Origin of the sequence: Paenibacillus tyrphae, from assembly GCF_027925525.1 — a bacterium.
Lineage (GTDB): Bacteria > Bacillota > Bacilli > Paenibacillales > NBRC-103111 > Paenibacillus_G > Paenibacillus_G tyrfis_B.
Genome location: NZ_BSDJ01000001.1, coordinates 394171 through 420694 on the forward strand (window position 1 = coordinate 394171; position 26524 = coordinate 420694).

29 protein-coding genes are annotated in these 26524 nt (G+C 54.8%); 14 read left to right on the forward strand and 15 right to left on the reverse strand.

Features of this window, described 5'->3' with window-relative positions; all coding sequences use genetic code 11:
- Positions 1 to 129 precede the first annotated feature (129 nt).
- Positions 130 to 342, reverse strand: coding sequence for an antitoxin VbhA family protein (locus QMG93_RS01755; protein WP_281933172.1), 213 nt, complete (start codon positions 340 to 342; stop codon positions 130 to 132).
- A gap of 164 nt (positions 343 to 506) precedes the next feature.
- Here QMG93_RS01755 and QMG93_RS01760 point away from each other — a divergent pair, with 164 nt between their 5' ends.
- The 4 genes from QMG93_RS01760 (at position 507) to QMG93_RS01775 (ending at position 4384) form a co-directional block, all read left to right on the forward strand.
- Complete coding sequence (locus tag QMG93_RS01760) at positions 507 to 1310, forward strand: AraC family transcriptional regulator (protein ID WP_281933173.1); 804 nt, start codon at positions 507 to 509, stop codon at positions 1308 to 1310.
- A gap of 100 nt (positions 1311 to 1410) precedes the next feature.
- Positions 1411 to 2373 carry an ABC transporter substrate-binding protein gene (locus tag QMG93_RS01765; protein ID WP_281933174.1) on the forward strand — a complete coding sequence of 321 codons (963 nt, stop codon included), beginning with the start codon at positions 1411 to 1413 and terminating at the stop codon, positions 2371 to 2373.
- Positions 2374 to 2378: 5 nt separating this feature from the next.
- A complete protein-coding gene (locus QMG93_RS01770; RefSeq protein ID WP_281933175.1) occupies positions 2379 to 3404 on the forward strand; it encodes a FecCD family ABC transporter permease in 1026 nt (341 codons plus the stop codon).
- The gene (locus tag QMG93_RS01775) at positions 3401 to 4384 is read left to right on the forward strand and encodes a FecCD family ABC transporter permease (protein WP_281933176.1); all 984 of its coding nucleotides are present in this window, start codon (positions 3401 to 3403) and stop codon (positions 4382 to 4384) included. Before QMG93_RS01770 ends, QMG93_RS01775 begins: the two co-directional genes overlap by 4 nt.
- 110 nt (positions 4385 to 4494) lie before the next feature.
- Here QMG93_RS01775 and QMG93_RS01780 read toward each other — a convergent pair whose 3' ends face one another.
- Positions 4495 to 4770 (reverse strand): hypothetical protein, encoded by a 276-nt coding sequence (locus tag QMG93_RS01780; RefSeq protein WP_281933177.1) that lies wholly within the window; start codon positions 4768 to 4770, stop codon positions 4495 to 4497.
- Positions 4771 to 4836: 66 nt separating this feature from the next.
- Between QMG93_RS01780 and QMG93_RS01785 the strand changes: the two genes are divergently transcribed.
- On the forward strand, positions 4837 to 5052 hold the full coding sequence (locus tag QMG93_RS01785; RefSeq protein ID WP_281933178.1) for a helix-turn-helix domain-containing protein: 216 nt from the start codon (positions 4837 to 4839) through the stop codon (positions 5050 to 5052).
- A gap of 275 nt (positions 5053 to 5327) precedes the next feature.
- Here QMG93_RS01785 and QMG93_RS01790 read toward each other — a convergent pair whose 3' ends face one another.
- The 3 genes from QMG93_RS01790 to QMG93_RS01800 form a co-directional block, all read right to left on the reverse strand.
- Entirely contained in the window at positions 5328 to 5459 is a 132-nt protein-coding gene (locus QMG93_RS01790) for a hypothetical protein (protein ID WP_281933179.1), read from the reverse strand.
- A gap of 212 nt (positions 5460 to 5671) precedes the next feature.
- Entirely contained in the window at positions 5672 to 6868 is a 1197-nt protein-coding gene (locus tag QMG93_RS01795) for a macrolide family glycosyltransferase (RefSeq protein WP_281933180.1), read from the reverse strand.
- Positions 6869 to 7063: 195 nt separating this feature from the next.
- Positions 7064 to 7528 carry a YiaA/YiaB family inner membrane protein gene (locus QMG93_RS01800; RefSeq protein WP_281933181.1) on the reverse strand — a complete coding sequence of 155 codons (465 nt, stop codon included), beginning with the start codon at positions 7526 to 7528 and terminating at the stop codon, positions 7064 to 7066.
- 385 nt (positions 7529 to 7913) lie between these two features.
- Between QMG93_RS01800 and QMG93_RS01805 the strand changes: the two genes are divergently transcribed.
- Genes QMG93_RS01805 through QMG93_RS01825 form a run of 5 tightly spaced genes read left to right on the forward strand, consistent with a single transcriptional unit; the run spans position 7914 to position 13452 of the window.
- Entirely contained in the window at positions 7914 to 8840 is a 927-nt protein-coding gene (locus QMG93_RS01805; RefSeq protein WP_281933182.1) for an ABC transporter permease, read from the forward strand.
- Positions 8841 to 8844: 4 nt separating this feature from the next.
- Complete coding sequence (locus QMG93_RS01810) at positions 8845 to 9801, forward strand: ABC transporter permease (protein WP_281933183.1); 957 nt, start codon at positions 8845 to 8847, stop codon at positions 9799 to 9801.
- Positions 9802 to 9813: 12 nt separating this feature from the next.
- Positions 9814 to 10833 (forward strand): ABC transporter ATP-binding protein, encoded by a 1020-nt coding sequence (locus tag QMG93_RS01815; RefSeq protein WP_281933184.1) that lies wholly within the window; start codon positions 9814 to 9816, stop codon positions 10831 to 10833.
- Positions 10826 to 11785: an ABC transporter ATP-binding protein gene (locus QMG93_RS01820; RefSeq protein ID WP_281933185.1), complete on the forward strand. Its 960-nt coding sequence runs from the start codon at positions 10826 to 10828 to the stop codon at positions 11783 to 11785. Before QMG93_RS01815 ends, QMG93_RS01820 begins: the two co-directional genes overlap by 8 nt.
- Before the next feature lie 47 nt (positions 11786 to 11832).
- On the forward strand, positions 11833 to 13452 hold the full coding sequence (locus QMG93_RS01825; RefSeq protein ID WP_281933186.1) for a peptide ABC transporter substrate-binding protein: 1620 nt from the start codon (positions 11833 to 11835) through the stop codon (positions 13450 to 13452).
- A gap of 130 nt (positions 13453 to 13582) precedes the next feature.
- Here QMG93_RS01825 and QMG93_RS01830 read toward each other — a convergent pair whose 3' ends face one another.
- The gene (locus QMG93_RS01830) at positions 13583 to 13963 is read right to left on the reverse strand and encodes a helix-turn-helix domain-containing protein (RefSeq protein ID WP_063182869.1); all 381 of its coding nucleotides are present in this window, start codon (positions 13961 to 13963) and stop codon (positions 13583 to 13585) included.
- Positions 13964 to 14237: 274 nt separating this feature from the next.
- Between QMG93_RS01830 and QMG93_RS01835 the strand changes: the two genes are divergently transcribed.
- Positions 14238 to 14675: a JAB domain-containing protein gene (locus tag QMG93_RS01835; RefSeq protein ID WP_281933187.1), complete on the forward strand. Its 438-nt coding sequence runs from the start codon at positions 14238 to 14240 to the stop codon at positions 14673 to 14675.
- 93 nt (positions 14676 to 14768) lie between these two features.
- On the opposite strand, the gene QMG93_RS01840 is transcribed toward QMG93_RS01835, so the two are convergent.
- Positions 14769 to 15062: a DUF6509 family protein gene (locus QMG93_RS01840; RefSeq protein ID WP_281933188.1), complete on the reverse strand. Its 294-nt coding sequence runs from the start codon at positions 15060 to 15062 to the stop codon at positions 14769 to 14771.
- A gap of 120 nt (positions 15063 to 15182) precedes the next feature.
- Positions 15183 to 16250 (reverse strand): branched-chain amino acid aminotransferase, encoded by a 1068-nt coding sequence (locus QMG93_RS01845; RefSeq protein WP_281933189.1) that lies wholly within the window; start codon positions 16248 to 16250, stop codon positions 15183 to 15185.
- Between the two features lie 135 nt (positions 16251 to 16385).
- Here QMG93_RS01845 and QMG93_RS01850 point away from each other — a divergent pair, with 135 nt between their 5' ends.
- Positions 16386 to 17276 (forward strand): LysR family transcriptional regulator, encoded by an 891-nt coding sequence (locus QMG93_RS01850; RefSeq protein WP_216794850.1) that lies wholly within the window; start codon positions 16386 to 16388, stop codon positions 17274 to 17276.
- Between the two features lie 100 nt (positions 17277 to 17376).
- Positions 17377 to 18354, forward strand: coding sequence for a quinone oxidoreductase family protein (locus QMG93_RS01855; protein WP_281933190.1), 978 nt, complete (start codon positions 17377 to 17379; stop codon positions 18352 to 18354).
- A 196-nt stretch (positions 18355 to 18550) separates the two neighbouring features.
- Here QMG93_RS01855 and QMG93_RS01860 read toward each other — a convergent pair whose 3' ends face one another.
- Positions 18551 to 19186, reverse strand: coding sequence for a LysE family translocator (locus QMG93_RS01860; RefSeq protein ID WP_281933191.1), 636 nt, complete (start codon positions 19184 to 19186; stop codon positions 18551 to 18553).
- Between the two features lie 163 nt (positions 19187 to 19349).
- Here QMG93_RS01860 and hcp point away from each other — a divergent pair, with 163 nt between their 5' ends.
- On the forward strand, positions 19350 to 20645 hold the full coding sequence (hcp, locus tag QMG93_RS01865) for a hydroxylamine reductase (protein WP_281933192.1): 1296 nt from the start codon (positions 19350 to 19352) through the stop codon (positions 20643 to 20645).
- A gap of 130 nt (positions 20646 to 20775) precedes the next feature.
- Here hcp and QMG93_RS01870 read toward each other — a convergent pair whose 3' ends face one another.
- The 6 genes from QMG93_RS01870 to QMG93_RS01895 form a co-directional block, all read right to left on the reverse strand.
- Positions 20776 to 21378, reverse strand: coding sequence for a DJ-1/PfpI family protein (locus QMG93_RS01870; RefSeq protein WP_281933279.1), 603 nt, complete (start codon positions 21376 to 21378; stop codon positions 20776 to 20778).
- Between the two features lie 105 nt (positions 21379 to 21483).
- Positions 21484 to 22260 (reverse strand): Cof-type HAD-IIB family hydrolase, encoded by a 777-nt coding sequence (locus QMG93_RS01875; protein WP_281933280.1) that lies wholly within the window; start codon positions 22258 to 22260, stop codon positions 21484 to 21486.
- Between the two features lie 156 nt (positions 22261 to 22416).
- Entirely contained in the window at positions 22417 to 22800 is a 384-nt protein-coding gene (locus tag QMG93_RS01880; protein WP_281933193.1) for a VOC family protein, read from the reverse strand.
- 18 nt (positions 22801 to 22818) lie between these two features.
- Positions 22819 to 24291, reverse strand: coding sequence for a Na+/H+ antiporter NhaC family protein (locus QMG93_RS01885; RefSeq protein WP_281933194.1), 1473 nt, complete (start codon positions 24289 to 24291; stop codon positions 22819 to 22821).
- An 80-nt stretch (positions 24292 to 24371) separates the two neighbouring features.
- Complete coding sequence (locus tag QMG93_RS01890) at positions 24372 to 25385, reverse strand: SIS domain-containing protein (protein WP_281933195.1); 1014 nt, start codon at positions 25383 to 25385, stop codon at positions 24372 to 24374.
- A gap of 279 nt (positions 25386 to 25664) precedes the next feature.
- Positions 25665 to 26498 carry a sugar phosphate isomerase/epimerase family protein gene (locus QMG93_RS01895; protein ID WP_281933196.1) on the reverse strand — a complete coding sequence of 278 codons (834 nt, stop codon included), beginning with the start codon at positions 26496 to 26498 and terminating at the stop codon, positions 25665 to 25667.
- Between the last annotated feature and the right edge of the window lie 26 nt (positions 26499 to 26524).

Here is a 26524-nt window from a genome sequence, read left to right on the forward strand (position 1 = left end):
CGGGGCAAAAACGAAAAAAGGCCTACCAAATCGGCGGCCTATCCCTTTAACATCGACTTATTTTCGATTGCTTCACCGTACTAATTTTTAACCTTATATAAATAATTAGTGCATCTGGATTGAACGAAATCATTCACGGGTAGCGATCTCAAGAGCCGCCTTCAAGAAGTCAGCTTGAGAAATCTCCCCCCTTAGTCGCTTCCGGACTAATTCCTGACCCTCTCCTGGCACTGCAAGCCCTTCGATAGCCAGACTAGCCTGCGCTTGGCGCATCGCTGCATGAATGTCTTTATCCGATGTATCGTCAACATGGAATGTTGGCTTAAACATGGACGTATCCATTTGTCTTTCTCCTTTGTCAGCAAAATAATCGTACTTAACTTTTTATACCATGAAAGTCCCCCACCTTCCATCCTCCCCCACTTGTATCTCCCCTGAGAAATATGTCAATATCAAGGGTAGCCGGCTTTGCGAAATAAACTTTGACGGGAAAGGGCTGCGTCTCTATGCATTTTCAACAACTTGCCGCGATGATTCCGGTGTTCGAATCCGTCGAATCCTCTACGGCTTCCCGGCTCATCGACTGCGGCCCAGATAACCACAAGATCATCATTGTCCTCCGCGGACACGTTACTTTGTCAGCCCAAGGCCAAGAGCCGGTCGTCGTCACGCAGGGCTTCGCCTGCCATCCGGCGCACAGCCCTTTCGACCTTCAGGTGCCGAAGACGAAGGAGGCCGAGTACTTTGTCATCACCTACCGCATATTCCCGGAAAATAGCGCCTGGACGCTGCATGGCCCGCTTCGCACGCACAGTGAAGTGAAGATCAAATACATGCTGGACGAGCTCATCCGCACCGCCGAGGAGATCCGCACCGACTCCGAAGAGGAGGAAGCCGTGCAGCTGTTCCGAAAGCGTCTCATTCTGGAGCGGATCTTGTTTATATTTCTGTACGAAACGCACATGAGACAAGAGGAGCCGTCGTCCGACCTCGCGATCAAGGAATCCCTCTCCTATATCAACGAGCACTATATGCTGAAGCTCACGCTCCCGATGCTCGCCCAGCGGGCCGGAATGAGCGACGGACATTACACAGTGTTGTTCAAAAAGCATACCGGAACGACAATGACCCACTATTTGCGCCGTCTCCGTATCCGGAAGGCGCAGCAGATGTTTCTGCAAACCCGTCTGCCCGCCAAAGAAATTGCGCAGCGGGTCGGCTTCGCGGACTATTTTCATTTCAGCCGCATTTTCAAGCAGGAAGTGGGCTGTTCCCCGACGGCCTTTCAACGAAACCGGTCCGAAATCTAAAAATATAACATGTCCCATCCTAAAATTGGACATGGCCTAAGAATGAAGATGCGACTACAATAAGTTGAGAATAATTATCATTATCATGGGGGATAGCAACATGCACCTTTGGATCAACCGCACTCTGCGCACCACCTTGCTGCTCGTCTTCGTCATCGCGCTTGCCGCTTGCGGCCAACCGGCTTCGAATCAAGCTCAATCGGGCCAAGCCGGCGGACAATCCGCTGCTCCCAAAGACGAAAAAATCACCGTAGAGGACGCGACCGGAACCGTCACCCTGCCGATGAAGCCCGAACGCATCGTGACGATGGATTTCAGCTTCACCGATATGCTGGTGACGCTTGGCGTGCAGCCGGTCGGGATTGCCGACGACGGTACGCCCGAGCTGTTTATGGACTCCGTCAAAAGCCAGCTGAAACAATATACATCGGTCGGGTCCCGCTACGAGCCGAACATCGAATTGATCAGCTCGCTGAAGCCCGACCTGATTATCGTCGATATCAACAAGCACAAAAATGCGCTGACCCAACTGAAAGCCATCGCGCCGATTCTCGTGCTGAACGATTTTCAAGCCGATTACGACCAAATGCTGAAAAACTACATGATCGCAGCCAAAGCGGTTGGCAAAGAAGAGGAAGGGAAAAAGCGCCTGCAGGAGCATCAGACAAAAATGGAGCAGGCCAAGAAGAAGATCAGCCGCGCTGCATCGACCGTACTCCCGGCTGTCGTGAATCCGAAAGGCTTCTTCGCCCATTCGGACCACTCTTACACCGGCTCCATTGTAAAAATGCTCGGCTTCGCCGATCCCGTCAAAAACGACGCCGCCTATCCGCAGCTGACCTTGGAGCAGCTTGTCGAAACGAACCCGCAAGTGCTGTTCCTGATGCCTACGGATAAAGTAACGATCGTGAATCAATGGGAGAGCAACCCGCTATGGAAAAAAATCGACGCCGTCGCGGGCAACAAAGTGTTTACGGTGGAACGACGCGACTGGTCGCTGTCCCGAGGCATGCTCGGATCGGAGAAAATCGCGGAAGATATCGTGAAGCAATTGGGAGAATAACTTGAATGGATCGCACTATCCAACCCATGAAGCAGCAGAGCCGGACCCGGTTTCTGCTCTTCCTTTTTTCCATTTCGATTCTCATCTTGGCCGCAGGACTGCTGTTCAGCTTGAAATGGGGACAGGCTTCCATCTCGTGGCGCACGCTCTATGAAGCGCTGACCTATCAAGGCCAGGACAAAAATCATCTCTACATCCAAACGCTGCGCCTGCCCCGCACGCTGACGGCATGCATCGTAGGCATGCTGCTGGCGTTGGCCGGGCTGCTGACCCAGCTCGCCACGAAAAACCCGCTGGCGTCCCCGCATGTGTTCGGCATTAACGCCGGAGCGTCCTTGGCTGTCGTCTTCGGATTGCTGGCGGTCGCGGAGCTATCGATTATCGGCTCAATGCTGTTCGCTTTTGCAGGAACGGCGGCCGGGGCGCTGCTGGTCTGGTCGTTGACCGGCAACGAGCATAAGCAGTATGTCCGCTTGGCTTTGGCGGGGATTACGGTTCATTTTCTGCTCGCGTCCTTGACGGAAGGTCTCATTATCCTGAATCAGTATTCGACGGAGAGCATGATCTTCTGGCTCGTCGGGTCGGTGAATCAGGCGGGATGGCCCGAAGTACGCATGATCCTGCCGTTCTTCCTCGGCAGTTCGATGCTACTGGCCGTCATGCTCCCTTCCTTCCGCCTGCTGTTGATCGACGATGAAATTGCCGCCGGATTAGGTCAACGGGTCGCGATCGTCCGAGGCATCGCCGTACTGCTCGTCCTGCTCATGGCCGGATCGGCGGTCGCGGTATGCGGGCCGATCGGGTTCGTCTGCCTGATCGTTCCCCACATCGCCCGCGCCTTGGTGGGCAGCCGTCTGGGCGTTCTCGTACCGCTCACCGCGCTGCTTGGCGGCTCGCTGCTCGTCTATGCCGACCTGCTCAGCCGCATGATCGCGTTTCCGTTCGAATCCCCCGTAGGCATTGTCACGGCAGTGATCGGCGGTCCATTCTTCGTTTATTTGGCCCGGCGCAAAGGAGGGACCCACCGGTGAGAAAAGGTATCGCTCTTGGCGCCGCATTGCTGATCATGATCCTGTTGGCTGTGGTATCCATTGCGGTCGGAGCCGTCTCCGTTCCCGTGCGGGATATCGGATCGAGCTTGCTGTCCGCAAACGGTCCGTTTTATTTTATCGTTCATGAGGTTCGGCTGCCGCGGGTGATCGTGGGCATTCTGGCAGGGTTCGGGCTTGCGGTCAGCGGCGTCATTTTCCAAAGCCTGGTCCGCAATCCGCTCGCCAGTCCCGACGTGATCGGAATTACGAAAGGCGCCGGATTGTCGGCGGCGGCGGTCATCTTCCTGTTTCCTCAATCGCCAGGGTACGTCATTCCGGCAGCGGCTTTCACCGGAGCGATCGGGACCTTTGTTATCCTCATGCTGCTGAGCCGCAGATTGACGCTAAGCCCCGCGTCTCTGGCTCTGGTCGGCGTAGCCGTCGGCGCCGTCTTTCAGGCCGGCATCCAGTACTTGATCGTGACCCACCCGACCAACGTCAACATGGCGCTGCTGTGGATGTCGGGCAGCTTGTGGAGCCGGAGCTGGCGGGAGGTAATCTCACTCCTGCCTTGGATCGCCGTGCTCCTGCCGCTCGCCTGGGGGAGCTTTGCGAAGCTGAATGTGTTTCAATTGGGGGATGAGACGAGCGCTTCCCTCGGCTTAAACGTCGTTCGTCAGCGCTTCTGGCTCCTGCTGTTGGCGGTTGCTCTCGCCGGGATTTCCGTATCGGCGGTCGGAGCCATCGGGTTCGTCGGGCTGATCGCGCCGCATATGGCCCGCAGCCTCGTTGGCGGCCGGCATCAGTGGCTCATTCCGCTCGCCGCGCTTATCGGGGCCGACCTGATGCTGCTCGGCGACTGCCTCGGCCGCATCATCGTGATTCCGCGGGAAGTGCCGGTCGGCATCATGACCGCGATTATCGGCGCTCCCTATTTCGTCTATTTGCTACGCAAAGAGCGCGTACGGAGGCTGCGGTAATACTTACTTAACCCCTGTCTATCGGAGTTATGGCTTGCCATGCTTTGATAGACAGGGGTTTTCATATGGCGGGACAAGCATGGCATAACCTCCGGCTCAAGAATAATTCTTTATTTTAACAAACTGCGCAAATCTATCCCGTCCTTTAAACCCTGTGTATAAATATGATTTTCAATGACGGCTTGAAGCAGGAGCAATGTCTCTTCATACTGCAACATAGTTTGTTGAAGATCGCTTGGCAGGTATTCTTGTATTTGTATAAAGTGTTGGGTACATTGATTTGAAAGCGTTTTGTAGGTTGAATTTGTTGCCATAAGATATTCCGTAATTTCATTCACACGATGACCAATGAATTGTTGAAGGGAATTTCCTATTGAATTAACCATATTAACCTCCTTTCACAACGAAATTAACCTCACGAGGTCATTATATAACCATAGGGGGCGAGTGAAGTGTTGAAATGTAACTTGAGAAAGCTCATGGCGGAGCATCGAATCGATGATATATCCGATTTAATGAGGTTATCGGGAATCAGTCGAAATTCGATCAATAAGCTATACCGGGAAACGAATATCGAGACAACAAAGCTAGAAACGTTATTTAAGCTGTGCGATACCTTCCAATGCACTTTGTCCGACTTAATTGACTATGAACCTGAAGGCAAATAAGAAGCGTAAAAAAGGAGCTTCCCCGATAACAGCGGAGAAGCACAAGACACAGGGAGTTATACGTTGCATGACGTGAAATGCCGTGATAAAATAAGGATAACGTCAATGTAGTTTTGAAGCTAACTGTATAAGAAAATCGAGTTCATCCGTATACTAAAAAGAGCCTTCACCGCTGCGAACGGTAAAGACTCTTAGGACCTGAAAGGCTGTGGATCACCACGGCGCGCCAAAACAAAATCTTAGTTCAGCGAAACCCACCGTAGGCGGTCAACCTATTACACGGTGGGTTTTCGCTTGTTACGAAACTTACGACGCGTCCAGCGGTAGAGCTTACGGATACCAAACACAAGGCTTAGCACCGTCACGATCCAACGCAGCACATCATAAAACGCCACAAGGATGACCATCGGCCTCACCCCCTTTCGGGAGGCTGCGCCGTGGTCCGAAAACATCCACCACTATCCATAGTCCATAGAGTCGATTATAACATGCTCGGCCCTGTTCCTCTACCAAACCTTCAAAACTCTTCCACGTGAAGTGGAAAGTAAAAAAGAGCTTCCCGTGTGACAACCGAGAAGCTCCTTTGCATATAAGTACAGTCCCCCTTCCTTCCAGCGTCTTACCCTACTTTTACCTGCGAGATATACTTCACGATCTCGTCCGCCGCTTCCCGGGCCCCGCCACCCGAGAGCGATTGGCCGACCCGTGCCGCCGCTTCGCGGTAGGAAGGCGTCCCCAGCACCCGGTTCACCGTATCGCGCAGCAGTTCGGCCGTTAGCTCCGATTTATTAAGCGCAACGCCCGCTCCGAGCTCGGCCACACGTTCGGCCACCTTCGGCTGATCGGCTCCTTGCGGGACCAGCACCAGCGGCAGCCCGTGCGACAAGCCTTCGTTCGTGCTGTTCATACCGCCGTGGGTAATGAATAAATGGGCGTGCTGAAGCACTTCAAGCTGAGGCACATAAGGACGGACGATAAAATTGTCCGGGATGTCGCCGAGCGACTCGATCTCGGTCTCCCGACCGACCGACATCACGATCGTATTGCCGGAACCGCCGAACGCTTTCAAACAATTTCGGTAAAAATCAATATCCTTGTTGAACGCCGTCCCCAGCGAAATGTAAATGACCGATTTTCCCGCAAGCTCAGGCATCTCGGGCTCCGCCTGCAGACGCGCAGACACGGAAGGGCCTACAAATTTGTAGCTGTCGTCGAAGTCTTCTCCCCTCGGCTGGAACAATCGGGAGGTATATACGATCGTCATCGGCTCGGGGTTGAAGAACGCCTCATAAGGCGAGCGGACAACATAGCCATAGTCGTGCTGGAGCTTGGCCGTCAAGCGGTCGAATTCCGCTTGCGCCTGTTCGGCCGAACCGGAAGAAGAAGCAGCATCGAGCTGCTCTATAAAGCGGTGAAAATGCGCTTCCGTCTGCGCAAAAGACGTGCTGGAGTTGATCGCCGGCAATTGCAGCAAATGAGCCATCAGCCGCCCGCCCCCGAACATGGAGTCGTGTACGATATAATCGAACGGTTTGGCTTTGGCCTCCTCCAAGACTAAGGGAACGAGAGCCTCCGCCCCTTCCAGCATACCGCCCACTCTGCCGAGCATATGGTTGTCAGGTCTCATGAATCCCTCGAAGAAACGGAAAAAATCATAGGCCCGCACCTCGGCCCCTACCTTCTCCAGACGCTCTCTGAAATTTTCCGTTGTGAAATAAACGACCTCATTTCCGCGCTGAACCAGCTCCTGCACGACACTTACCGTGGGGTTCACATGTCCTTCCGCCCCGCCATTCATAAATAAAATACGTGCCATGATTCATTCAGCCTCCTTCGCCCCTCATTAATTTGGGACTATATTCCATTTTAGCATTTTTTAATCTCCAGCGGGAATGCCAAAGGATTCATGTTTCGTTGCCCAAGCCCGGGAAGCCGCCGCCAATTCAACATGGTGCCGAAGGCGGAAAAACCCGCCTATCGTTGCAGGCGGGTTTAACATATCTATTAAATATTAGCCATTCATATTTTGATTATCCAAAATCTCTTTGTCCTCGGCGTTATCGCGGGTCACCTTTTGTACCCCGATCGCACTGTAGGAAATCAGCAGCATAACGGCAATGTAGTAGCCTTTTACGTTCAGTTCGAACGGCGCGTTAAACAAACCGATGAAAAACATAGCGAATCCGATGACCAACCCTGCGACTGCCATTCCTGTGAAAGCGGGAGTGTTACGCATGCGGTGCTTTGGATTTTCGTTTCTTAGCTCCTTATCCTCGGCATTGTCCCTGACCACCTTTTGGGTCGCGATACTGGTGATGATAATTAAGAACATGCATAGCAAGTAGTACCCTTTTACGTTTAATTCCCATTCCGCATTGTAGATGCCGAGGCAATATAGAAATATGCCTGCGGCCAGTGCAAAGTAAGAAGCTGCGGTAAAAGCTGCGGTGTTACGTTTTTGATATTTTGGGTACATGGGCGGACACTCCTCTTGAGGTTACGAACGACTAATACGCGAATCTTTAGTTCGTCGTTAGAATTGGTTGCCTTTTACAGATATATTAACTTACCGGTTACTATGTGAAAAGTCTTATTTTCATCTAGTACTTCGTTAATTTTCAAAAAGCAAACGATTACATTTTCTGAATTATCCAAGGGTTGAATATAAATTGTAAAAAGCTTATGAAATCTAGCAATAAGACGATCAAAAGTGGTTGACAAGAAATTTTATTTCCAATAATATCAATACCATGCTCAATAACCAAGTATTCAAGTAAGAATAATGAATTAATTCCTAGTAATCCGTTAGATTTATTAATAAAATGCATGAAGGCAGAATGAGCAGGCAGGGGGGCTTTACCATGTATGTGGTCCGGCGGATCGTAACCATGGTCGTTACGTTGTGGGTGATCGCGACTTTAACCTTTTTTCTGATGCATCTGATTCCGGGCGATCCGTTCGCGGCCGATTCGCAGATGCTGCCGCCGGATGTGCTGGCGAACCTGCGGGCCAAGTACCATCTGGACCAGCCGATTTTCCGGCAATATGTGCTGTATTTGCAAAACCTGATTCAACTGGACCTCGGTCCGTCGATCCAGTCCAAATCGAGCAGCGTGAACACGCTGATTGCCCGGGGCATCGGTCCGTCCGCTTTGCTCGGCCTCCAGTCGATGCTGATCGCTCTTACGGTCGGGGTAGCCTTGGGTATCGTCTCGGCGCTGCATCACAACAAGCTGCTCGATTATTTGTCGATGTTCGTGGCCATTATCGGTATTTCGGTGCCGAGCTTTATTTTGGCTCCGCTGCTCATTAAGTACATCGCGGTCAATCTGCACTGGCTGCCTGTCGCCTCGTGGGGAACGTGGCAGCACAGCATTCTGCCGTCGATTGCGCTGTCGCTGGCGCCCCTCGCAATTATCGCGCGGTTCGTCCGGGCCAGCATGCTGGAGGTGCTCGGCCAGAACTACATGCGGCTCGCCGAAGCGAAGGGGCTGTCGGACTGGACGGTCGTGATCAAATACGGGCTGCGCAACGCTCTGCTCCCGGTGCTTACGTTTATCGGGCCGCTGTTTGCGTCGCTGATTACAGGCACGTTCGTGGTGGAGAAAATTTTCGCTATTCCGGGGCTGGGCAAATATTTTGTGGACAGCATCTTTAACCGCGATTATCCGGTCATTATGGGGACGACGATGTTTTACAGCTTCGTGCTGGTCGTTACCTTGTTCCTGATCGATCTGTCCTATCGGGTCATCGACCCGAGAATCAAGCTGACGAGTAAGGGAGAGTAGATGGATGAACGACCCGGTATTAGCGCCAGACGAAGCGCAGGACCGTTTGTTCCGCCCAGTGGACCGCAGACGCTTCGAGCCGCAGACGCAGCGTCCGAGCCTCGGCTACTGGCGCGAGGTGTTTCTCAAGCTGGCGAAAAACAAGCTGGCTCTGCTCGGCCTGACGCTGCTGCTTGTGCTCGTCACGCTGGCGATCATCGGCCCGCAGCTTGTGCCGTACAGCCCGAGCAAGCAGTCGCTCACGGAAGGGAACCTGCCGATCTCCGGCAAGCACTGGTTCGGCACGGACGATCTCGGCCGCGATATGTGGGCCCGAACATGGCACGGGGCGCGGGTGTCGCTGCTGATCGGCGTCATCGCCGCCTTGATCGATCTGGTCATCGGCGTCGCGATCGGCGGGGTCGCCGGATATATGGCCGGAAGAAGCGCGCTCGGCGACCGGATCGATAACCTTTTGATGCGGATCGTGGAGATTTTGTACGGCATTCCGTACCTGCTGGTCGTCATTCTGCTCATGGTGGTCATGCCGCCGGGGCTCGGCACGATCATTATCGCCCTCACCGTCACCGGCTGGATTGGGATGGCCCGGCTCGTCCGGGGGCAGATTCTCCAGCTCAAGCAGCATGAATACGTGTTGGCGGCGCGCAAGCTCGGCACCTCGCATTTTCATATTGTGCGCAAGCATCTGCTGCCGAACGCGATCGGCGTCATGATCGTCAACCTGACGTTTACGATTCCGAATGCGATTTTTGCCGAATCGTTTCTCAGCTTCCTCGGACTCGGCGTTCAGGCACCGTCGGCCAGCTGGGGCACGATGGCGAATGACGCGCTCAGCGTCGTACTTAGCGGACAATGGTGGCGTATTTTCTTCCCCGGGCTCATGATCTCGATCACGATGCTGGCTTTCAACACGCTCGGCGACGGACTACAAGATGCCGTCGACCCGAAAAATCGAAGCTAAGGAGGCGGCCGGATGGACCCCGTCTTAAGAGTCAGTCAGTTAAAAGTTTCATTCCGGACGTACGGAGGCTCCGTGCAGGCCGTTCGCGACGTGTCCTACGAGGTCGCCTCCGGGGAAACGCTCGCGGTCGTCGGAGAAAGCGGCAGCGGCAAGACGGTGACGGCGCAGGCGATCATGGGCATGATCTCTCCACCGGGGAAAATGACGCAAGGAGAGGTCGTATTCCAAGGACGGAAGCTGAACGGCCTGTCGGCCCGCCAATGGAAAAGCATAAGGGGCAAAGAGATCGCGATGATCCCCCAGGACCCGATGACTTCCTTAAATCCGACTATGCGCATCGGACAACAGATTTCGGACGGACTGCTGCGGCACGAGAGGCTGACCAAGCCGCAGGCGGCGGAACGTGCGGTCGAGCTGCTGCGGCTGGTCGGCATCCCGGACCCGGAGAAGCGGCTTCGGCAGTATCCGCACGAATTCAGCGGCGGCATGCGGCAGCGCGTGGTCATTGCGATCGCGCTGGCCTGCAATCCGGCGCTGCTGATCGCCGACGAGCCGACGACGGCGCTGGATGTAACGATCCAGGCGCAAATTCTGGAGCTGCTGCAAAGCCTGCAAAATCGACTCCGGACGTCGATCATCATGATCACGCACGACCTCGGGGTCGTCGCCGAGATGGCGCACCGCGTCGTCGTCATGTACGCGGGCCTGGTCGTCGAAAGCGGCACGGTGCACGACATTTTCTCGCAGCCGAAGCATCCGTACACGTGGGGGCTGCTGCAATCGATCCCGAAGCCGCATACGGGACAAAAGCAAAGATTGATCCCCATCGAAGGCGCGCCGCCCGATTTGTTCGATCCGCCGAAGGGATGTCCCTTTGCGGCTCGTTGTCCGTACGCGATGGAGATTTGCGTCGAGCAATCGCCCGCGGAGGAGAAGCTGTCGGACACGCATACGGCGCGGTGCTGGCTGAACGACAGCCGGGCGGACGGCGTCCGGGAGCTTGTGGCAGCGGGGAGGGCAACGCATGTCTGACTATTTGGTGGAAGTCCTAGACGTCAAGAAGCATTTTAAGTCCGGCGCGAATCAGGTCGTCAGGTCGGTGGACGGCATTTCCTTCGCCATCCGCCAGGGCGAGACGCTGGGCCTAGTCGGCGAGAGCGGCAGCGGCAAGTCGACGCTAGGCCGGACGATCGTCGGCCTCTACGAGGCGACCGCGGGGCAGGTCCGCTTCGAGGGCAAGCCCCTTGCGGGCCACACGCGCGAAGAGCGGAGGGCGTTCGACCGGCGGGCGCAGATGATTTTCCAGGACCCGCACGCCTCGCTGAACCCGAAGATGAAGGTCGGCGACATCATCGCCGAGGGCATCGACGCCTACCGCTTGGCGCGGGGCAAAGCGCGGCAGGAGCGCATCGTGCAGCTTCTGGAGAAGGTCGGCCTGCGTGCCGAGCACGCCCAGCGGTTCCCGCACGAGTTCAGCGGCGGCCAACGGCAGCGCATCGGCATTGCGCGGGCGCTGGCCGTCGAGCCGAGCTTCATCGTGGCGGACGAGCCGATCTCCGCGCTGGATGTGTCCATCCAGGCGCAGGTTGTCAACCTGCTGGAGGATCTGCAGCGGGAGGAGGGCTTGACCTATCTGTTCATCGCCCATGACCTGCACATGGTTCAGCATATCAGCAACCGCATCGGCGTGATGTATTTAGGCAAAATGATGGAGCTGGCCGCCAGCGACGAGCTGTTCCGCGAGCCGCTTCATCCGTATACGCAAGCGCTCATGTCGGCCATCCCCGTCGCCGATCCGTCGCAGCGGGGGACGCGGGAGCGAATCGTGCTGCGAGGCGATCCGCCGAGTCCTCTTCAGCCTCCGGGCGGCTGCCCGTTCCATACGAGATGTCCCGCCGCCCGAGAACTTTGCGCAAGCGAGCTTCCCGCATGGAGAGAGGTGAAAGAAGATCACTGGGTCGCTTGCCATTTGGTTGAAGGTTGAACCTCATACATAGCTTTTTAGATTCGGATAAAAGGAGAATGGGAGACATGAAAAAATTCGCATTAACCGCCGCCGCGCTTCTTATCGCCGCCTTACCGGCGCTGGCCGGCTGCAGCAACACGCAGGATGCGGCGAAGCCCGAAGGCGGCGCAGGCCTCAAGCAAGAAATTCGCGCGAACCTGTCCGGGGAGCCGTATACGCTCGACCCGGCGATTGCGACGGACAACACGTCGTTCAAGGTCATCAATTCGCTGTTCGAAGGCTTGTATACCTTTGACAAACAAGGCGAAGTCGTTCCGGGCAGCGCCGCCAAGGTCGACATCTCGCCCGACGGCAAGACGTACACCTTCACGCTGCGCGACAACCTGAAATGGTCCAACGGCAAGCCCGTCACGGCCAAGGATTTCGAGTACTCCTGGAAACGCGTGCTGAATCCGCAAACAGCGGCGACCAACGCCTTCTACCTGTACTACATCAAAGGTGCCGAGGAGTATAACAAGGGCAAAGGCACCGTCGATCAAGTCAAAGCAACCGCCAAGGACGACAAGACGTTCGTGGTCGAGCTGAACGCGCCGACCAAGTTTTTCCCAAAGGTTGCCGTCAATCCGGTGTTCCTGCCGGTGTATCAGCCGACGGTGGACGCAAACAAAAACTGGGCGGCCGAAGCGAAGGATATCGTCTCGAACGGCGCCTATACCGCCTCCAAATGGGAGCACAACACCAGCCTCGTTCTGGAGAAAAACGACAATTACTGGAACAAAGACGACGTGACGATGCAAACGATCAACTACAAAATGATCGGCGATCAGAACACGTATTACCAAATGTTTAAGTCCGGCGAGCTGGATTTGATCGATACGCTTCCTATCGACGTGCTGGCGCAAGAAAAGTCGAATAAGGACTTCTCTTTGCAATCGGACTTCTCGACGTACGTGTACACGTTTAACGTGACGCAGAAGCCGTTCACCAATGCGAAAATCCGCCGCGCTTTCGCTCTTGCGATCGACCGCGAGGCGATTGTGAACAACGTATCCAAAGGCGGACAAAAGCCGGCGTACGGACTCGTAGCCGAGGGGATCAAGACGCCTGCCGGCAAAGATTTCCGCGAGGAACGGCCTCCGTACTTGAAATTCGATACCACCGAAGCGAAAAAGCTGCTGGCCGAAGGCCTGAAGGAAGAAAACTGGGCGACGCTGCCGCCAGTGACGCTGAAGTACAATACGCAGGACGGCCATAAGAAAATCGCGGAGGCACTGCAGGCGATGTTTAAAGAAAACCTCGACGTCGACGTCAAGCTGGAAAACCAGGAATGGAAAACGTACATCGATACGTTCAAGCAAAGCAATTTCCAGATCGCCCGGATGTCTTGGTCCGGAACGTTCCTGGACCCGCTCGCGCTGCTGGACCTGTATTTGGGAGGTAGCCCGAACAACCAGACGAAGTGGGTCAATCCGAAGTATGACGAGCTTCTGACGCAGGGCAAGACCGAGCAGGACGAGAACAAGCGTTTTGAAATTTTGCATCAAGCCGAAGATCTATTTATGCAAGATCTTCCGGTCATTCCGATTTACTTCTCTTCGAAAAACTACTTGAAGTCGAAAAACTTCGAGATTCCGTTCGTGCCGAATCAGGAGCCGAACCTGCGCTGGGCGAAGAAGATTTCGTAATTGCCGAGAAGCGGGGTCTGAGCTTTTTTCTAAATCCTTAACCTATTCGACCTCATGACAGTCCGCCTCCCTTACCGGAAAGCTGTATAAGCTCGCCGACAGGGAGGCGGATTTTTATTTGATGATCAATTTATTCGTTACTTTTCTCCGCATCAATAGTATCCAGTATGTCTTTCGCGATTCGATGGACCATCTTAATCTCGCGTATGTTACGAGTCAACATTAGTGCTTTGTGCGCTTCCACGATTTGTTTCTTCTCGTGCAGGTTCTCTTCCACATCAAGATCATGGAACTGAAACAGTTCTTCCGGGGAAACGCCTAGGGCCACAGCAATTTTGTCTAACGATTGCAGCGACACGTTACGTTCCCCTCGTTCGACGCTTCCAACGTAGGTATCTATTAACTCGGCTCTATCACCAACTTCCTTCTGTGAAAGTCCCTTACTTTTCCGAATCGCTCTTATTTTTAATCCAACCAGTATTTGAAAATCCGTCTTGGTTCTATTTGGCATGGTTGTCACCTCTTATTTCGAGGTTAGATGAGGATCATTAGCCAAGGAAGATAATTAAAGTAACTAAAAGTATTGAAAAACAACTTATAAGTTTGTATAATGAAAAAGAAGAACTGGGAATTATGATTACAAAAGTAGACTTTTGGATATACATAGGTTCGTAGGAGGAATCATTTTATGCTATATACAAGGCCAATTGCTTCAACAACATGGGAGTGGGCAGGATTCTCTATATGCTTTGACAAAAAAACATTGTTATATACAGGACCATACAATGAAACGACTTAACGTCATCAGCCTGCGCATGGTTCGTGAATCGACTTATCGCTTTGAAACCAATAAGATCAGGTGCCCGAACGATGCTTATAAACTCGTGACCGAGTACTTAAGAGATGTCGATCGCGAATATTGCCTGCTTCTATGCCTCAGCTCCAGAAACACAATAACCGCTCTGGAGGTGGTCTCTATCGGAAGCCTTGACGCGGCACTGGTCACACCCAGAGAAATCTTCAAATCAGCCATTTTAAGCAATAGCGCCTGTATTATACTGGCCCATGCCCATCCGAGCGGAGACACAACCCCATCTCAGGATGATATCGAGTTTACTGCACGGGTGAAAAGTGCCGGTGAAATTATTGGGATTGAACTGCTCGATCATATCATCGTCGCGGACGGCCAGCATTTCAGCCTGAGGGAGAACGGGCTCATGTAGCCCACTACCTCCAATCATTCCACCGTTCCCATGCCGTAACGCAAAAGAAAAAGCGCCGACGTCGTTACGCCGCGCGCTTTTCCCCTGCATTTCTTACTCCGCTTCCCCGACGTGCTCCTTGCAGAAAGCTTTGACCGCTTCCAGCTCGTCGTCTTCCAATTCAAAATCAAGCAACTGCTCCGTCGTCCGCTCGAAAATTTCGTGCTTCACGATGCTGGCCTGGTCCCCATCCACGCCGTAAATGACCCGGACATATAACCCCTGCTCGGAGTACAGCTCGTCATCCTCTTCCACTTCGATATCCAGTATAAACTCATAGCGTTTGCCGGACAAAATGCCGAATGGGTCTTTCACGAGCTCTACGCTGTAACCGGTAATAGTGAACATGGTATCATCCTTTCTCAACCGCCGAACCTTTATTCCGAACCTTTATATTATACACGAAATTCAGAGAAAGGCTTTAGGCCGCCGAGAAATGAATCATGACCCGTTCATGCCGTCCCGAAATTACACCTGCACCATCCAGCCGAGCTTATCTTCGAGCTTCCCGCCCTGGATGCCGGTGAGCGTCTCGTACAGCTTCGCGGACAATTCGCCGGTCTCGCCGCCGTTGATGATCAGCTTCTCGCCGCGCCAGTTCAACTCGCCGACCGGGGAGATGACCGCTGCCGTTCCCGTACCGAATACCTCCTCAAGCGTACCAGCCCGGTGCGCTTCGTACAGCTCCTCGATGCTAATCAGCCGCTCTTCGACTGGAACGCCCCAGCTTTGCAGCAATTGAATCATCGAGTCCCGCGTGATTCCTTTCAGAATACTGCCGTTCAGCGGCGGAGTGATGATCTTCCCGTTGACCTTGAAGAAGACGTTCATGCTTCCGACTTCTTCTACGTATTTCTTATGCACGCCGTCGAGCCACAGCACCTGCGAATACCCTTCCTGCGCGGCTTCCTCCTGCGCCTTGAGGCTGGCTGCATAGTTTCCGGCCGTCTTCGCGCTGCCGGTTCCGCCAGGGACGGCGCGGACGAATTCCGACTCGACATGGATTTTGACCGGACGGATGCCTTCGGCATAGTACGCTCCGACCGGCGACATGATGATCATGAAGATATACCGTTTCGAAGCGGCAACACCCAGTACGGGCTCCGTCGCAATGATGAACGGACGAATATACAGCGAAGTACCCTCGGTTTCCGGTACCCAGTCCCGATCTGTTTGGACCAGCTTCTTCAGCCCTTCCAGCGCCAGCTCCACGTCCAGGTGCGGAATGCTCATCCGGTCGTTCGAATGATTCAAGCGCTTGAAGTTTTGATCCGGGCGGAATACCAGAATGCGTCCGTCCGCAGTACGGTACGCTTTCAGCCCTTCGAATACCGTCTGGCCGTAATGAAACACTTTCGCCGCCGGGTCCATGCTAATCGACTGGTACGGCACGACGCGGGGAGAATGCCATCCGCGGCCTTCCTCATAATCCAGCATAAACATGTGGTCCGTGAATACGGTTCCAAACCCGACACGGCTTACATCGGGCTTTAGTTTTGGGGCCTTGGTCAGCTCCACTTCGATATTAAGGGTCATTCTTCGCATCTCCTCTTCAAAGGTTTATTTCTTATTGTATTAGTTGAATGGTATCAGTTCTTCCGATATATTGAAAATATCTGTTTTATTGGAGAACGATACCTTGAAGGTATGAATGAAGGGAGCGGTCCGGGGATGGATTTGCGTCAGCTGAGATACTTTTTGGCGATTGTGAAGGAAGGGCAAATTACGCGCGCGGCCAAGGCGCTGAACATGGAGCAGCCCCCGCTCAGCCGGCAGCTCAAGCTGATGGAGGAGGAGCTCGGGGTAACCTTGTTCGACCGTGACGGCAAAAGGCTTCGGCTGACGCATGCGGGAGAGCTGCTGCGGCAGAAGGCGGAAAGCCTGCTGCATCAGTTCAACGAATCGATGCAGGAAGTAAAGGAGCTGGACGAGGGCGTCCAAGGCGTGCTGTCCATCGGCGCCGTCGTCTCGTGCATCTCTCTTCTGCCCCAGCGCATCGAGACGTTCCGGGAGAAGTACCCGGAGGTGACCTTCCGCATCTGGGAGGGCGATCATTTCCTCCTCGGGGAGCAATTGGAGAAGCGGAGTGTCGAGCTGATCGTCGCCCGGCTTCCTTTCGAAGCTTCCTCCGAGTCGCAGTCGTATGCGGTACGGCCGCTGCCGTCCGATCCGTTCGTCGTCGTCATCCCCGGCAAGTGGCTGCCGGACCCGGCGCAGGAGACGATCCGCATGCAGGAGCTGGCGGACTTCCCGTTTCTGACGCTCAAAACGGACCGGACGACCGGCATGCACGACCGGGTGGTCACCGAGTGCCGCCGTCACGGCTTCGAGCCGCGCATCATCTGCGAGTGCTCCAGCGTCGCGGTCATCATCGCGATGGTCGCGGCCGGCCTCGGGGCGACAGTGCTGCCCAAGTCCGTCATGACGGCGTTCCCTCTCCCGTCGATCCGGACGCTTCCGCTGGCCGATGCCGATTTTCAATCCGACGTCGGTATTCTGTGGCTGAACAACCGTTATTTGTCCAGAGCCGCCCGCCGCTTTATCGATCATTTTCTGGAGTAGCCGCCTGACTGCCTTTGCCCCACCCAGCCCAAAAAAAGGAATTTTCCCGTGGTCCGGCGAAGTCTTCCTTGTCATCTGCTCACAGAGGAGGAAGCAAGCCATGAAAGCCATTCAGGTAACGCAATTCGGCGGTCCGGAGCATATGAGCTACACGGACGTTGATAAGCCGGGTATCGGTCCGAATCAAGTGTTGATCCGCGTGGAGACGACCAGCGTCAATTTTGCCGATATCAAATCGAGATACGGGAAAAAGGGCGGGACCCTTCCGTTCATCCCGGGATTGGATGCGGCGGGGACGATCGAGCAAGTCGGGTCCGAGGTCCGGCAGCTGCAGGTCGGACAGCGCGTCATCGCTTTTCCACATAACGGCTCCTATGCCGAATATATCGCAGCGGACGAAAATCTGACGTTCGCCATCCCGGACAGCCTCAGCTTCGACACGGCGGCCGCCTGTCCGATCGTTTCGTTCCTTTCGTATAAGCTGCTCGCGGACATTGCCAGACTGGAGCCGGGCGAAACCGTCCTCGTTCACGCGGCGGCAGGCGGCGTCGGCACGACGGCTATCCAACTGGCGAAGCTCTTGGGCGCGGGGAAGGTGATCGGAACCGTCGGCAGCGAGAGCAAGGCGGGCATCGCTTTGGAGGCGGGCGCGGATCATGTGCTCTCTTACGCGCAGGGGGATTTTGCAGCGCAGGTCAACGACCTGACGAACGGGGAAGGCGTAAACGTCGTTCTGGACTCGATAGCCGGCACCGTGACGGAGCAAAGCCTGCTCTGCCTGGCTCCCTACGGCCGTCTGGTCCATTTCGGCAATTCGGGCGGTCCTGCGGGGAACATCAAGACCTCGGACCTGCATGCAAGCTGCCGTTCTGTCCTCGGGTTCAGCCTGGGCACGACCCGGAGCAAGCGTCCCCACCTGCTGCGCGGCGTCGCCGAGCGGGTGCTGCCGTACTTGGCCGACGGGCGTCTGACGATCAAGATCGGCGCACGCTTTCCATTGGCCGAAGCCGCCAAAGCCCACGAGTGGGTGGAAAGCCGGCAGAGCACGGGGAAAGTGCTGCTCGACGTCAGAAGCTAATACTGTTTGCAGCTAAGCATACGGCTTACAAACCTAAATCACCTGACGCGCGGCGCAACACTTGCTTATCCACAAACTTATACACATATTATCCACGTTATCCACAAATCGTGAAAAATTGCACTTGCCCTAACCATAAAAAAGATCGTCTTCCGCCAACCTTTGCGGCCGAAGACGATCTTTTTGTGCTATGCGGTCAGTTGGAAATTTTGGCGCGGAACAGGTTGGCTCCCATCAGGATGAACACGCCGCCGGTGATCCGGTTCAGCCAGAGGCCGATCTTGGGATTCTTCCTTAGCTTTCCCGTCGCGAACGCTGCGAGATAAGAAAGGAGACTGCTCCACAGCATGCCGATGAAAATAAACGTCGCGCCAAGAATCGCGAACGGCACCGGACTCTGGGCCTGATTGTCCACAAACTGGGGAAGGAAGGCGATAAAGAACAACGCTACCTTCGGATTGGTTACATTTGTAATCATGCCCTGGACAAAAATTTTGCGCGTGCTCATCAGCTCCACCGATCCGGCGTCCGGTGCAATGGCGGAGGACTTCGACAAAATCATCGTAATCCCGAGATAGATCAGGTAGGCGACCCCGATCATTTTGATGACCGTAAACAGTAATAGCGATTTCGCCAAAAGAAAAGATAGCCCCAACGCCGCGAGCAGCGTGTGGATAAGCGTACCGGCCGCAATCCCCATGGTGGACCAGATGCCCGCTCTTCTGCCCTGCGCCACGCTTCTGGCAATGATGTACATCGTATCCGAGCCTGGGGTCATGATAAGCAATATTCCAGCGATTACAAACAAGAAATAATGATGAATGCCAAACACGCTCGTACGCTCCTTTACGTAAATAAGTAGTGTAGGTTACCGCCCGCGGCGGACTCGGATGTTGCGACTTTGCCATGATTGATGTGCTTCCAATCACACTTTGCCGTGCTTCCTCGTGTTACGCTTTTTACATAGCAAATCAAACGTAACGGAGGGATTCGCGATGTTCTGTTATCAATGTGAACAGACCCCGACAGGCGGCTGTAAGGTGATCGGCGTATGCGGCAAAGATGAAACGATTGCAAGCTTGCAGGATACGATGATTTTCGCTTTGAAAGGCATTGCCGCTTATGCCACACATGCAAGACAGCTCGGCTATTCCGACCCGGAGGTCGACCGGATTACGCACGAGGCGTTGTACATGACGCTGACGAACTCCAACTTCAACCTGCAGGAGCATATCGACATGTCCATGAAGGTCGGCTCGGCGGCCGTCCGGATCATGGATGTGCTGGACCGGGCGCATACGACGCACTTCGGCATCCCGCAGCCCGTAGCCGTGCCACAGAACAGCATCGAAGGGCATGCCATCGTCGTTACCGGGCATAACTTGTACGCTTTGGAGGAGCTGCTCAAGCAAACCGAAGGAAAAGGGATCAACATTTACACGCACTCCGAGATGCTGCCTGCCCATGGTTATCCGAAGCTGAAGCAGTACTCCCACTTGAAGGGCAACATCGGAAAAGCCTGGTACGACCAGCGCCGCCTGTTCGAGCAGTTCCCGGGCGCCATCCTGGCGACAACGAACTGCGTCATGCCAATCAAGGGCACCTACGCCGACCGGTTCTTCTCCTATGATATCGCAGGCCTGGAAGGGGTTACAAAAATCGTCAACGACGATTTCACCCCGCTGATCGAGAAAGCCTTGTCGCTGCCGGAAGCCCGGATCGAGTCGGATCAGACGCTCATGACCGGCTACCATCACGAGACTGTGATCGGCTTGGCTCCGGAGATCATTCAAGCGGTCAAAGCGGGCAAAATCAAACGCTTCTTCGTCATCGCCGGCTGCGACGCTCCGGGAAGCGGCGGCGAATATTACCGCGAGCTCGCCACCTCGCTGCCTAACGATACCGTAATTCTGACCACATCCTGTGGAAAATTCCGCTTCAACGACGTCGATTACGGCACCGTGGCCGATACGGGCATCCCACGCTACATCGATTTGGGCCAGTGCAACAACTCCGGCTCCACGGTCAAAATCGCCCTGGCGCTCGCCGACGCCTTCGGATGCAGCGTGAACGACCTGCCGGTCAGCATCGTGCTTTCCTGGTTCGAGCAAAAGGCGGTCGCGATCCTTCTCGGCCTGTTCAGCCTCGGCATCAAAGATATTCGCATCGGCCCGAAGCCGCCGGAATTCATCAATCCGGGCGTCATGAACGTGCTTGTCGATACGTTCGGACTGAAGCTGATCGGCAACGCTCAAGACGATATGAAAGAAATGCTTTCGCTTTCTCACTAAGGAAGCCAGGCATAATGAAGCTCCGGCGGCACCCTGCTGCACGTACGGAGCAGGAGATTAAAAGCGGGCGCAGGCGTCTGGACATCCGTTCAAGGCGTTCGCGCCCTTTTTCCCGTTTACCATCCGTCAACTAGGCCCTCCAAACGACGCCGCGCCGCTCATACTCCATCCGATGTTCGACGGCGGCCGCGATCGAAGCCCCGGCGAATCGCTCGATGATCCACAGCGCCAGATCCACGCCGGAAGTCACCCCTCTGGCCGTGATAACGTCCCCGTGATCGACGATCCGGTAGTCCAGGACGTCCGCCTCGTAGCGCTTCAGCTCATCCTTGGCCAAGTAATGCATGGCGGCTTGCTTTTGCTTCAAAATGCCCGCTTCGGCGAGCAGCATGCCGCCCGTACATACTCCGGCCACGACCGTTCCAGCGGCGTGCAGCTCCCGGATCAACCGGGGCAGGTCTCCCCGCTCCGCTTCTTTCCGCGCGCCTTGTTCCGCCTTATGATTCCAGCCTCCGCCTGGGACAATGAGGACATCGGGCCTGCTGCCGATCCGCAAATGATCGTTCACCGCTACTTTGATCCCGTAGGAAGTGACGACCTCACTTTTCGGCTCGCTCGCGACGAGCTCTACCCGGAACCCCGCTCCCGCTTCGATGCCCCGCTTCAACACCTCGAACGGGGCCAGCGCGACGAGCTCCCCGAACCCGTCGAACAAAACGATTTGAATGTCCATCAAGAGCCACGCTCCCCCCTCTCGCCGCACGCGCCGCCTGCTGCTTCCACAGCGCATTCTCCAAGCCCATTGTACCATTAAAGGGGTTGCGCGCACGCCCTTCTCTTAAGCGATCAATCCCGCTTTCGCCAATCCGTTGCGGATGCCGCCTTCATCCACATGGCTGGTGACATAGTCGGCATAAGGAAGCAGCTCCTGATGCGAATTCCCCATCGCGATGCCCAGGCCCACGAATTCCAGCATCTCCTTGTCGTTCAAGCCGTCTCCGAACGCTACCGCCTCGGCAGGCGTGATTCCGAGCCGCTCCAGCATCGCCGCGATCCCCTGCGCCTTCGACCCGCCGGCCGGCAACACGTCCATCGCTTTGGGATGCCAGCGAATCAGCTTGAGCTCCGGCACCTCCCCTTGATACAAGTGCTCCTCATGGCTCTCGCAGTGGAGAAACATCTGGAGAATGTCATTGGCCTTCCAAAACTCCGGGTCATGTCCGGGAAGCTCTACTTTTAAAGACAAGACCGATTCCGTCACAAAAGGATGCTCCGCCCGGTCGGAGCAATACGCATGCTCCCCTTCAAAGACGAGCGAGTTTCCGTGCTTCGCCGCCAGGGTAACCAAAGCCTCGATGCTTTCCTTCGGAATGACCCGTTTGTAGACGGGCTTTCCCCGGTAAACGGCATAAGCGCCGTTCAAACAAACGAACGATTCGATCCCCAATTGATCGGCCAACGATTTGATAAAGTAAGGAGCCCGCCCCGTAGCGATGACCGGCTCCACCCCGCTCGCTTTGAGCGCCCGGATGGCTTCGACCGTATCCGGGGGAACCTCTTTGTTCTCGTTAACCAATGTCCCATCGATATCAAAAAATACGATTTTGTACGCCATTGCCGTCATGTCCCCTATTCCTCGATGAATGGATGATCTCTAAATCAGGTCTAAAAACCAAGTATAGCACCCGCGCCGAATATGACAAGAACCTAGAAAAGGAACAAAGCCAGAGCTTTGTTCCTTCCCATTATGGTATATACCATTCATCCGTGGTTAATCTTCTACAGACAGACGGTTGCCGTCCGGATCTTCGAAGAAAAAATATTTCTGCACGCCCTCGTAGAGTAAAATATCGGTAACGGAGACGCCGTGATCGATCAGCCGACGGTGAGCGGCCTCCGCATCGGGCGTTTTGAAAATAAAAAAGTTGCCGTCGATATGCCGGTTGCTCGGAAAGCGAACGGGAACGTCTTGTTCCGCTTGGAACAGCACCAGTACAGGCCCGCCGTCACTGACCTTAAACTCGACCGTGATGTCGCCGCGCTGGAATTCCCGCAGCCCCAATACCGTACTGTACCAGGCTGCGGACCGGTTCAAATCCCGGACGGGTACGAAAATCCCCGGAATGCCGGTAAATAAAGAGTTGTTGTTGGACATAAAGGTTATCCGCCTTTCTCAGAAAAATAGTCCGCCGATCAGGTAAGCGATTGCAGAAAGAACAAAGGCCATCAGGGAATAAGGCAGCTTTGTTTTGAAATGCCGGTACACCGTCGTTTTCGTTGAATACGCCGTCAGCAGCCCGATATCGGACGTAATGCACGTGGAAGCGCCCCAGATGCCGGCCGACAACAAGGCCGCCAAGGTTAAAGGCGTGTTGGCTCCCACGGAGGCCGACAATTGAAGAAGGACGGGAATCGCCATAATATACAGGCTCCAGTTCAATGTCACCAAAAATTCCGTAGCCGAGAATACAAGGAAAATGATAAGCGGCAGCCATTTCGGAATGACGAAAACGGATACAATTCCGACAACATAATTGGTAAAGCCGATATCGGTAATGGAGTCCGCCAGCACGAAAGCCGCAGCCATAATCACGGCGAGCTCCAGCATATTTTTCATGCCATCTAGTACGGTTGCAATATACGTTTCGGCGGTAAAGATGCCCCGGGCTACGTAAATGAGGCCGGTGGCGAGAATCGTGATGAACGCTCCCAGTTGGGTGTTCGACTTGAAATAAATCGTTGAAGCGATAAAGACAACAATGGGTATGAAAAAATAAATGAGATGAGGCGACGGTTTACCGGCGAGATCGCCTTGGCTCCTGTCCGAAGCATGCTCTGCTACCGCTCGTTCCGGTTCCTGTTCTTCTCTGAGCGAAGCCGCTTTCAATTCGGCGTCATCGCGGTTTGCGTAAGCTTGTTTCATCGGGCCGATATTCGGCAAAACCCCAGTCACATTCAGAAGCGTGACCAATAAAAAAGCCAAGGGGAAAAACAGCAGCGGCACCAGCCCGGTAAACACCCGGATGCCTTCCCCCTCCGCCGCGTAACCGTTCGTGACCAATAACCCCGCGATAAAGATCGCGCCCGTTCCGATCGGATACAAATGAGTCAGCGTAATGGCGGTGGAAAGCGTAACGTACGCCGTCTTTTCTCGCGGCGTCTTGTATTTGTCGTTCACCGGCGTCATGCAGGCGCCTACGGTCGAGGAGCTTAGATAAAGATCGAACGATAGGAAGAAGCCCATCAAGTAATTGATGAGTAAAGCCGTCTTGCCGCTCTTGGCCCTGCTTCCGGCCCACAGACCGAATTGCCGGGACAGGCCGCTTTTGTCCAGAATAGCTACAATGCTGCCGATCGTCAGCAGGACCAGGATCAGCCACAGGTTTCCTTCGGTCGTCACCTGCTTCAGCAGCTTTTCGTTATAGGTAAGCAGGAAGCCCCACTTATATTTCATAAAGACCGCCAGCAAGCCTCCCCATACAAACCCTTCCAGCACCTTCTGGGTCAGCAGAATGAAGGCGAACATAACGACCGGCGGAATCAAGGACCAGGCCCCGTACGTTCCCGGGTTCGCCGGAGCACCGAGAGCAACGGCGACGAACACGGCCAGTATTCCGGCATAGATGTACGTATTCTTGTTTTTCATCGCCATACTCCCGTAATTAAGGATGTCCGTTGCAAGAAAGAAAGGAATGAAGCCGGAGCTTCATTCCACTCTTCGTCTTCTTAATACTTGACGACGCGGTAATAACGGCGGGTCGTCAGCGGATGGTTCCGCTGCACTTCCAGATGGGCGCTGACGCGCTCCATCACCGTTGCAATTGTTACGGTCGACAGGAACTCGCGGAATTCCGGATGGATTCCGTCCAGCGCGTAATCCTTCGCGTCGAAGATCGTAACTTCATCCGAGTATTGCGTGACGAACCGTTCGACCCGCTCCATCAACGGACGAGTGGCATCTTCTCCCTTAAAGAGTATAATGCTCATATCTTTTTCGACCAATTCGATCGTCCCGTGGAAAAACTCAGCGGCATGGATGGATTTCGCGTGAATCCACTGCATCTCTTCCAGTACGCACATGGCGTACAGATACGTCCAGCCCCACAGGTTGCCGGAGCCGACGAGCATATGATACTTCTCGTCCTTATATTTTTTCGCGAAGGCTTCCGCTCTTGCGTCTTCCTTCTCCTTGATCGCCGCTAGCGCTTCGGGAACCGAGGCCAGTTGGTCGGCGAACAGAGCGTAGTTGTCGAATTCTCCCCGGTTGTTCAGGAACTTCAGCACGATCAGCAGCAGCTGCAAATGGAACGACTCGACGAGCGTATCGTTGGCCGCCGCGTTGGCGAAGACGTAGTCGCTGGCCTGCGCCAGCGGCGTCGTCGCATCGCCGACGATTCCGATCACCGTCGCGCCTTTCTCTCTGCAAAAGTTGGCGGCATCGACGGTTTCCTGCGTTGTTCCCGACAAGGAGGAGGTGATGACTAGAGACTTGTCCGTCAGCTGTTTGTGTCCTTCCACCAGCAGCTCCGCAGCAATCTCCGCATAAACGGGAATGCTGGAATGCGTTTTGATGATATATTCGAACGGATACTTAATGGCGATCGTTCCGCCGCTGCCGACCAGAAAGACGTTGTCGATCTGTTTTTTCGTAATTTCATCCATCGCTTGTTCGATCTGGCTCCGGAGGCCGATTGCCCCTTTCATAATGCCGACGAACCGCTGACGATCAAAGTTTAACATGTGACTCATTCCTCCTGATTAAGGGTTTGGTTTACACGATTAGCGAACTTAGTGGTATATACCATTTTGAGTGCAAACAAGTCACCCAACAGTCGTTTACATCTATAATGGTATATACCAATAATAAAATATTAGCTTGCTTTTCAATTCTTGTCAATGCAAACGCTCTAATTTTTAGGTTTTAAACCCGAGCCCGTGCGGGATGTGGGCCGGTTGTGGGCCATTCCCCGTCCCGGCCGGCACACACCGCACTTCCGCGCATAGCCGCTCCTTCGAAGATTAAGGCGAAAGCAGCGGGCGAAGCCTGTCGACCGACCGGCCGAAGGCGGCGTCCGGGTCCGTCAAATAGGCGGAATCCGCCAGCTCCAGGGTCAAATACCCTGCGTAGCCATGCTCCGCCAACTGCTTGAGGTATGCTTCCACCGGCAGATGCCCATCCCCTAACGCGAGATGGCCCGAAGGCGTGCCGTCAATCAAATGAACGTGCGGAACGCCTCCCAGCGCCCGGAAGTAATCGCCGATCGTTTCGCCGGCAACCGCCATCGCCACCGTATCGATCAGACCAGTCATCGCACCGGAGCCGACCTCGTTCAGCATCCGCCGCAGCGAAGCCAGATCGGTCACCAGATTCGATTCCATCGGCTGCAATACCTCCAGCAGCAGCGTGACGCCCTGACCCTGAGCTTTGTCCGCCAGCGTCCGCAGCGCCTCGCACGACCGCTTCCAGGCTTCTTCCCGCGGCTCGTTATAATAGCCCCAGCCGGAGGTGATCAGCATATACTCAGCTTCGAGAGCCGAGGCGATCTCGATGTTTTTGCCGAAATAAGCGATGCCCGCGCGGCGGGCCGCTTCGTCCTGGGCCGCGATATTGAACGGATACATGATCTGCTCGGGCGTATAGCAGACCAAGCCGAGCCGCCGGCGGTTCAGCTCTTGGCGGATCCGCTTCACCTGCGCATCCGTCGCCGTGTCCGAATACAAATGTGGCGAGCCTCCCCACAGCTCGATATGGGATACCCCGTGCTTGTCCATCGAATCGAAGAAATAGGCCAACGAATACATCCGGTAATGCAGGTTCATCCCTGCGATCTGCGCGAACCGAAGATGAGCCATAGTCGTTCCCCCAGTCCTTATGGTAT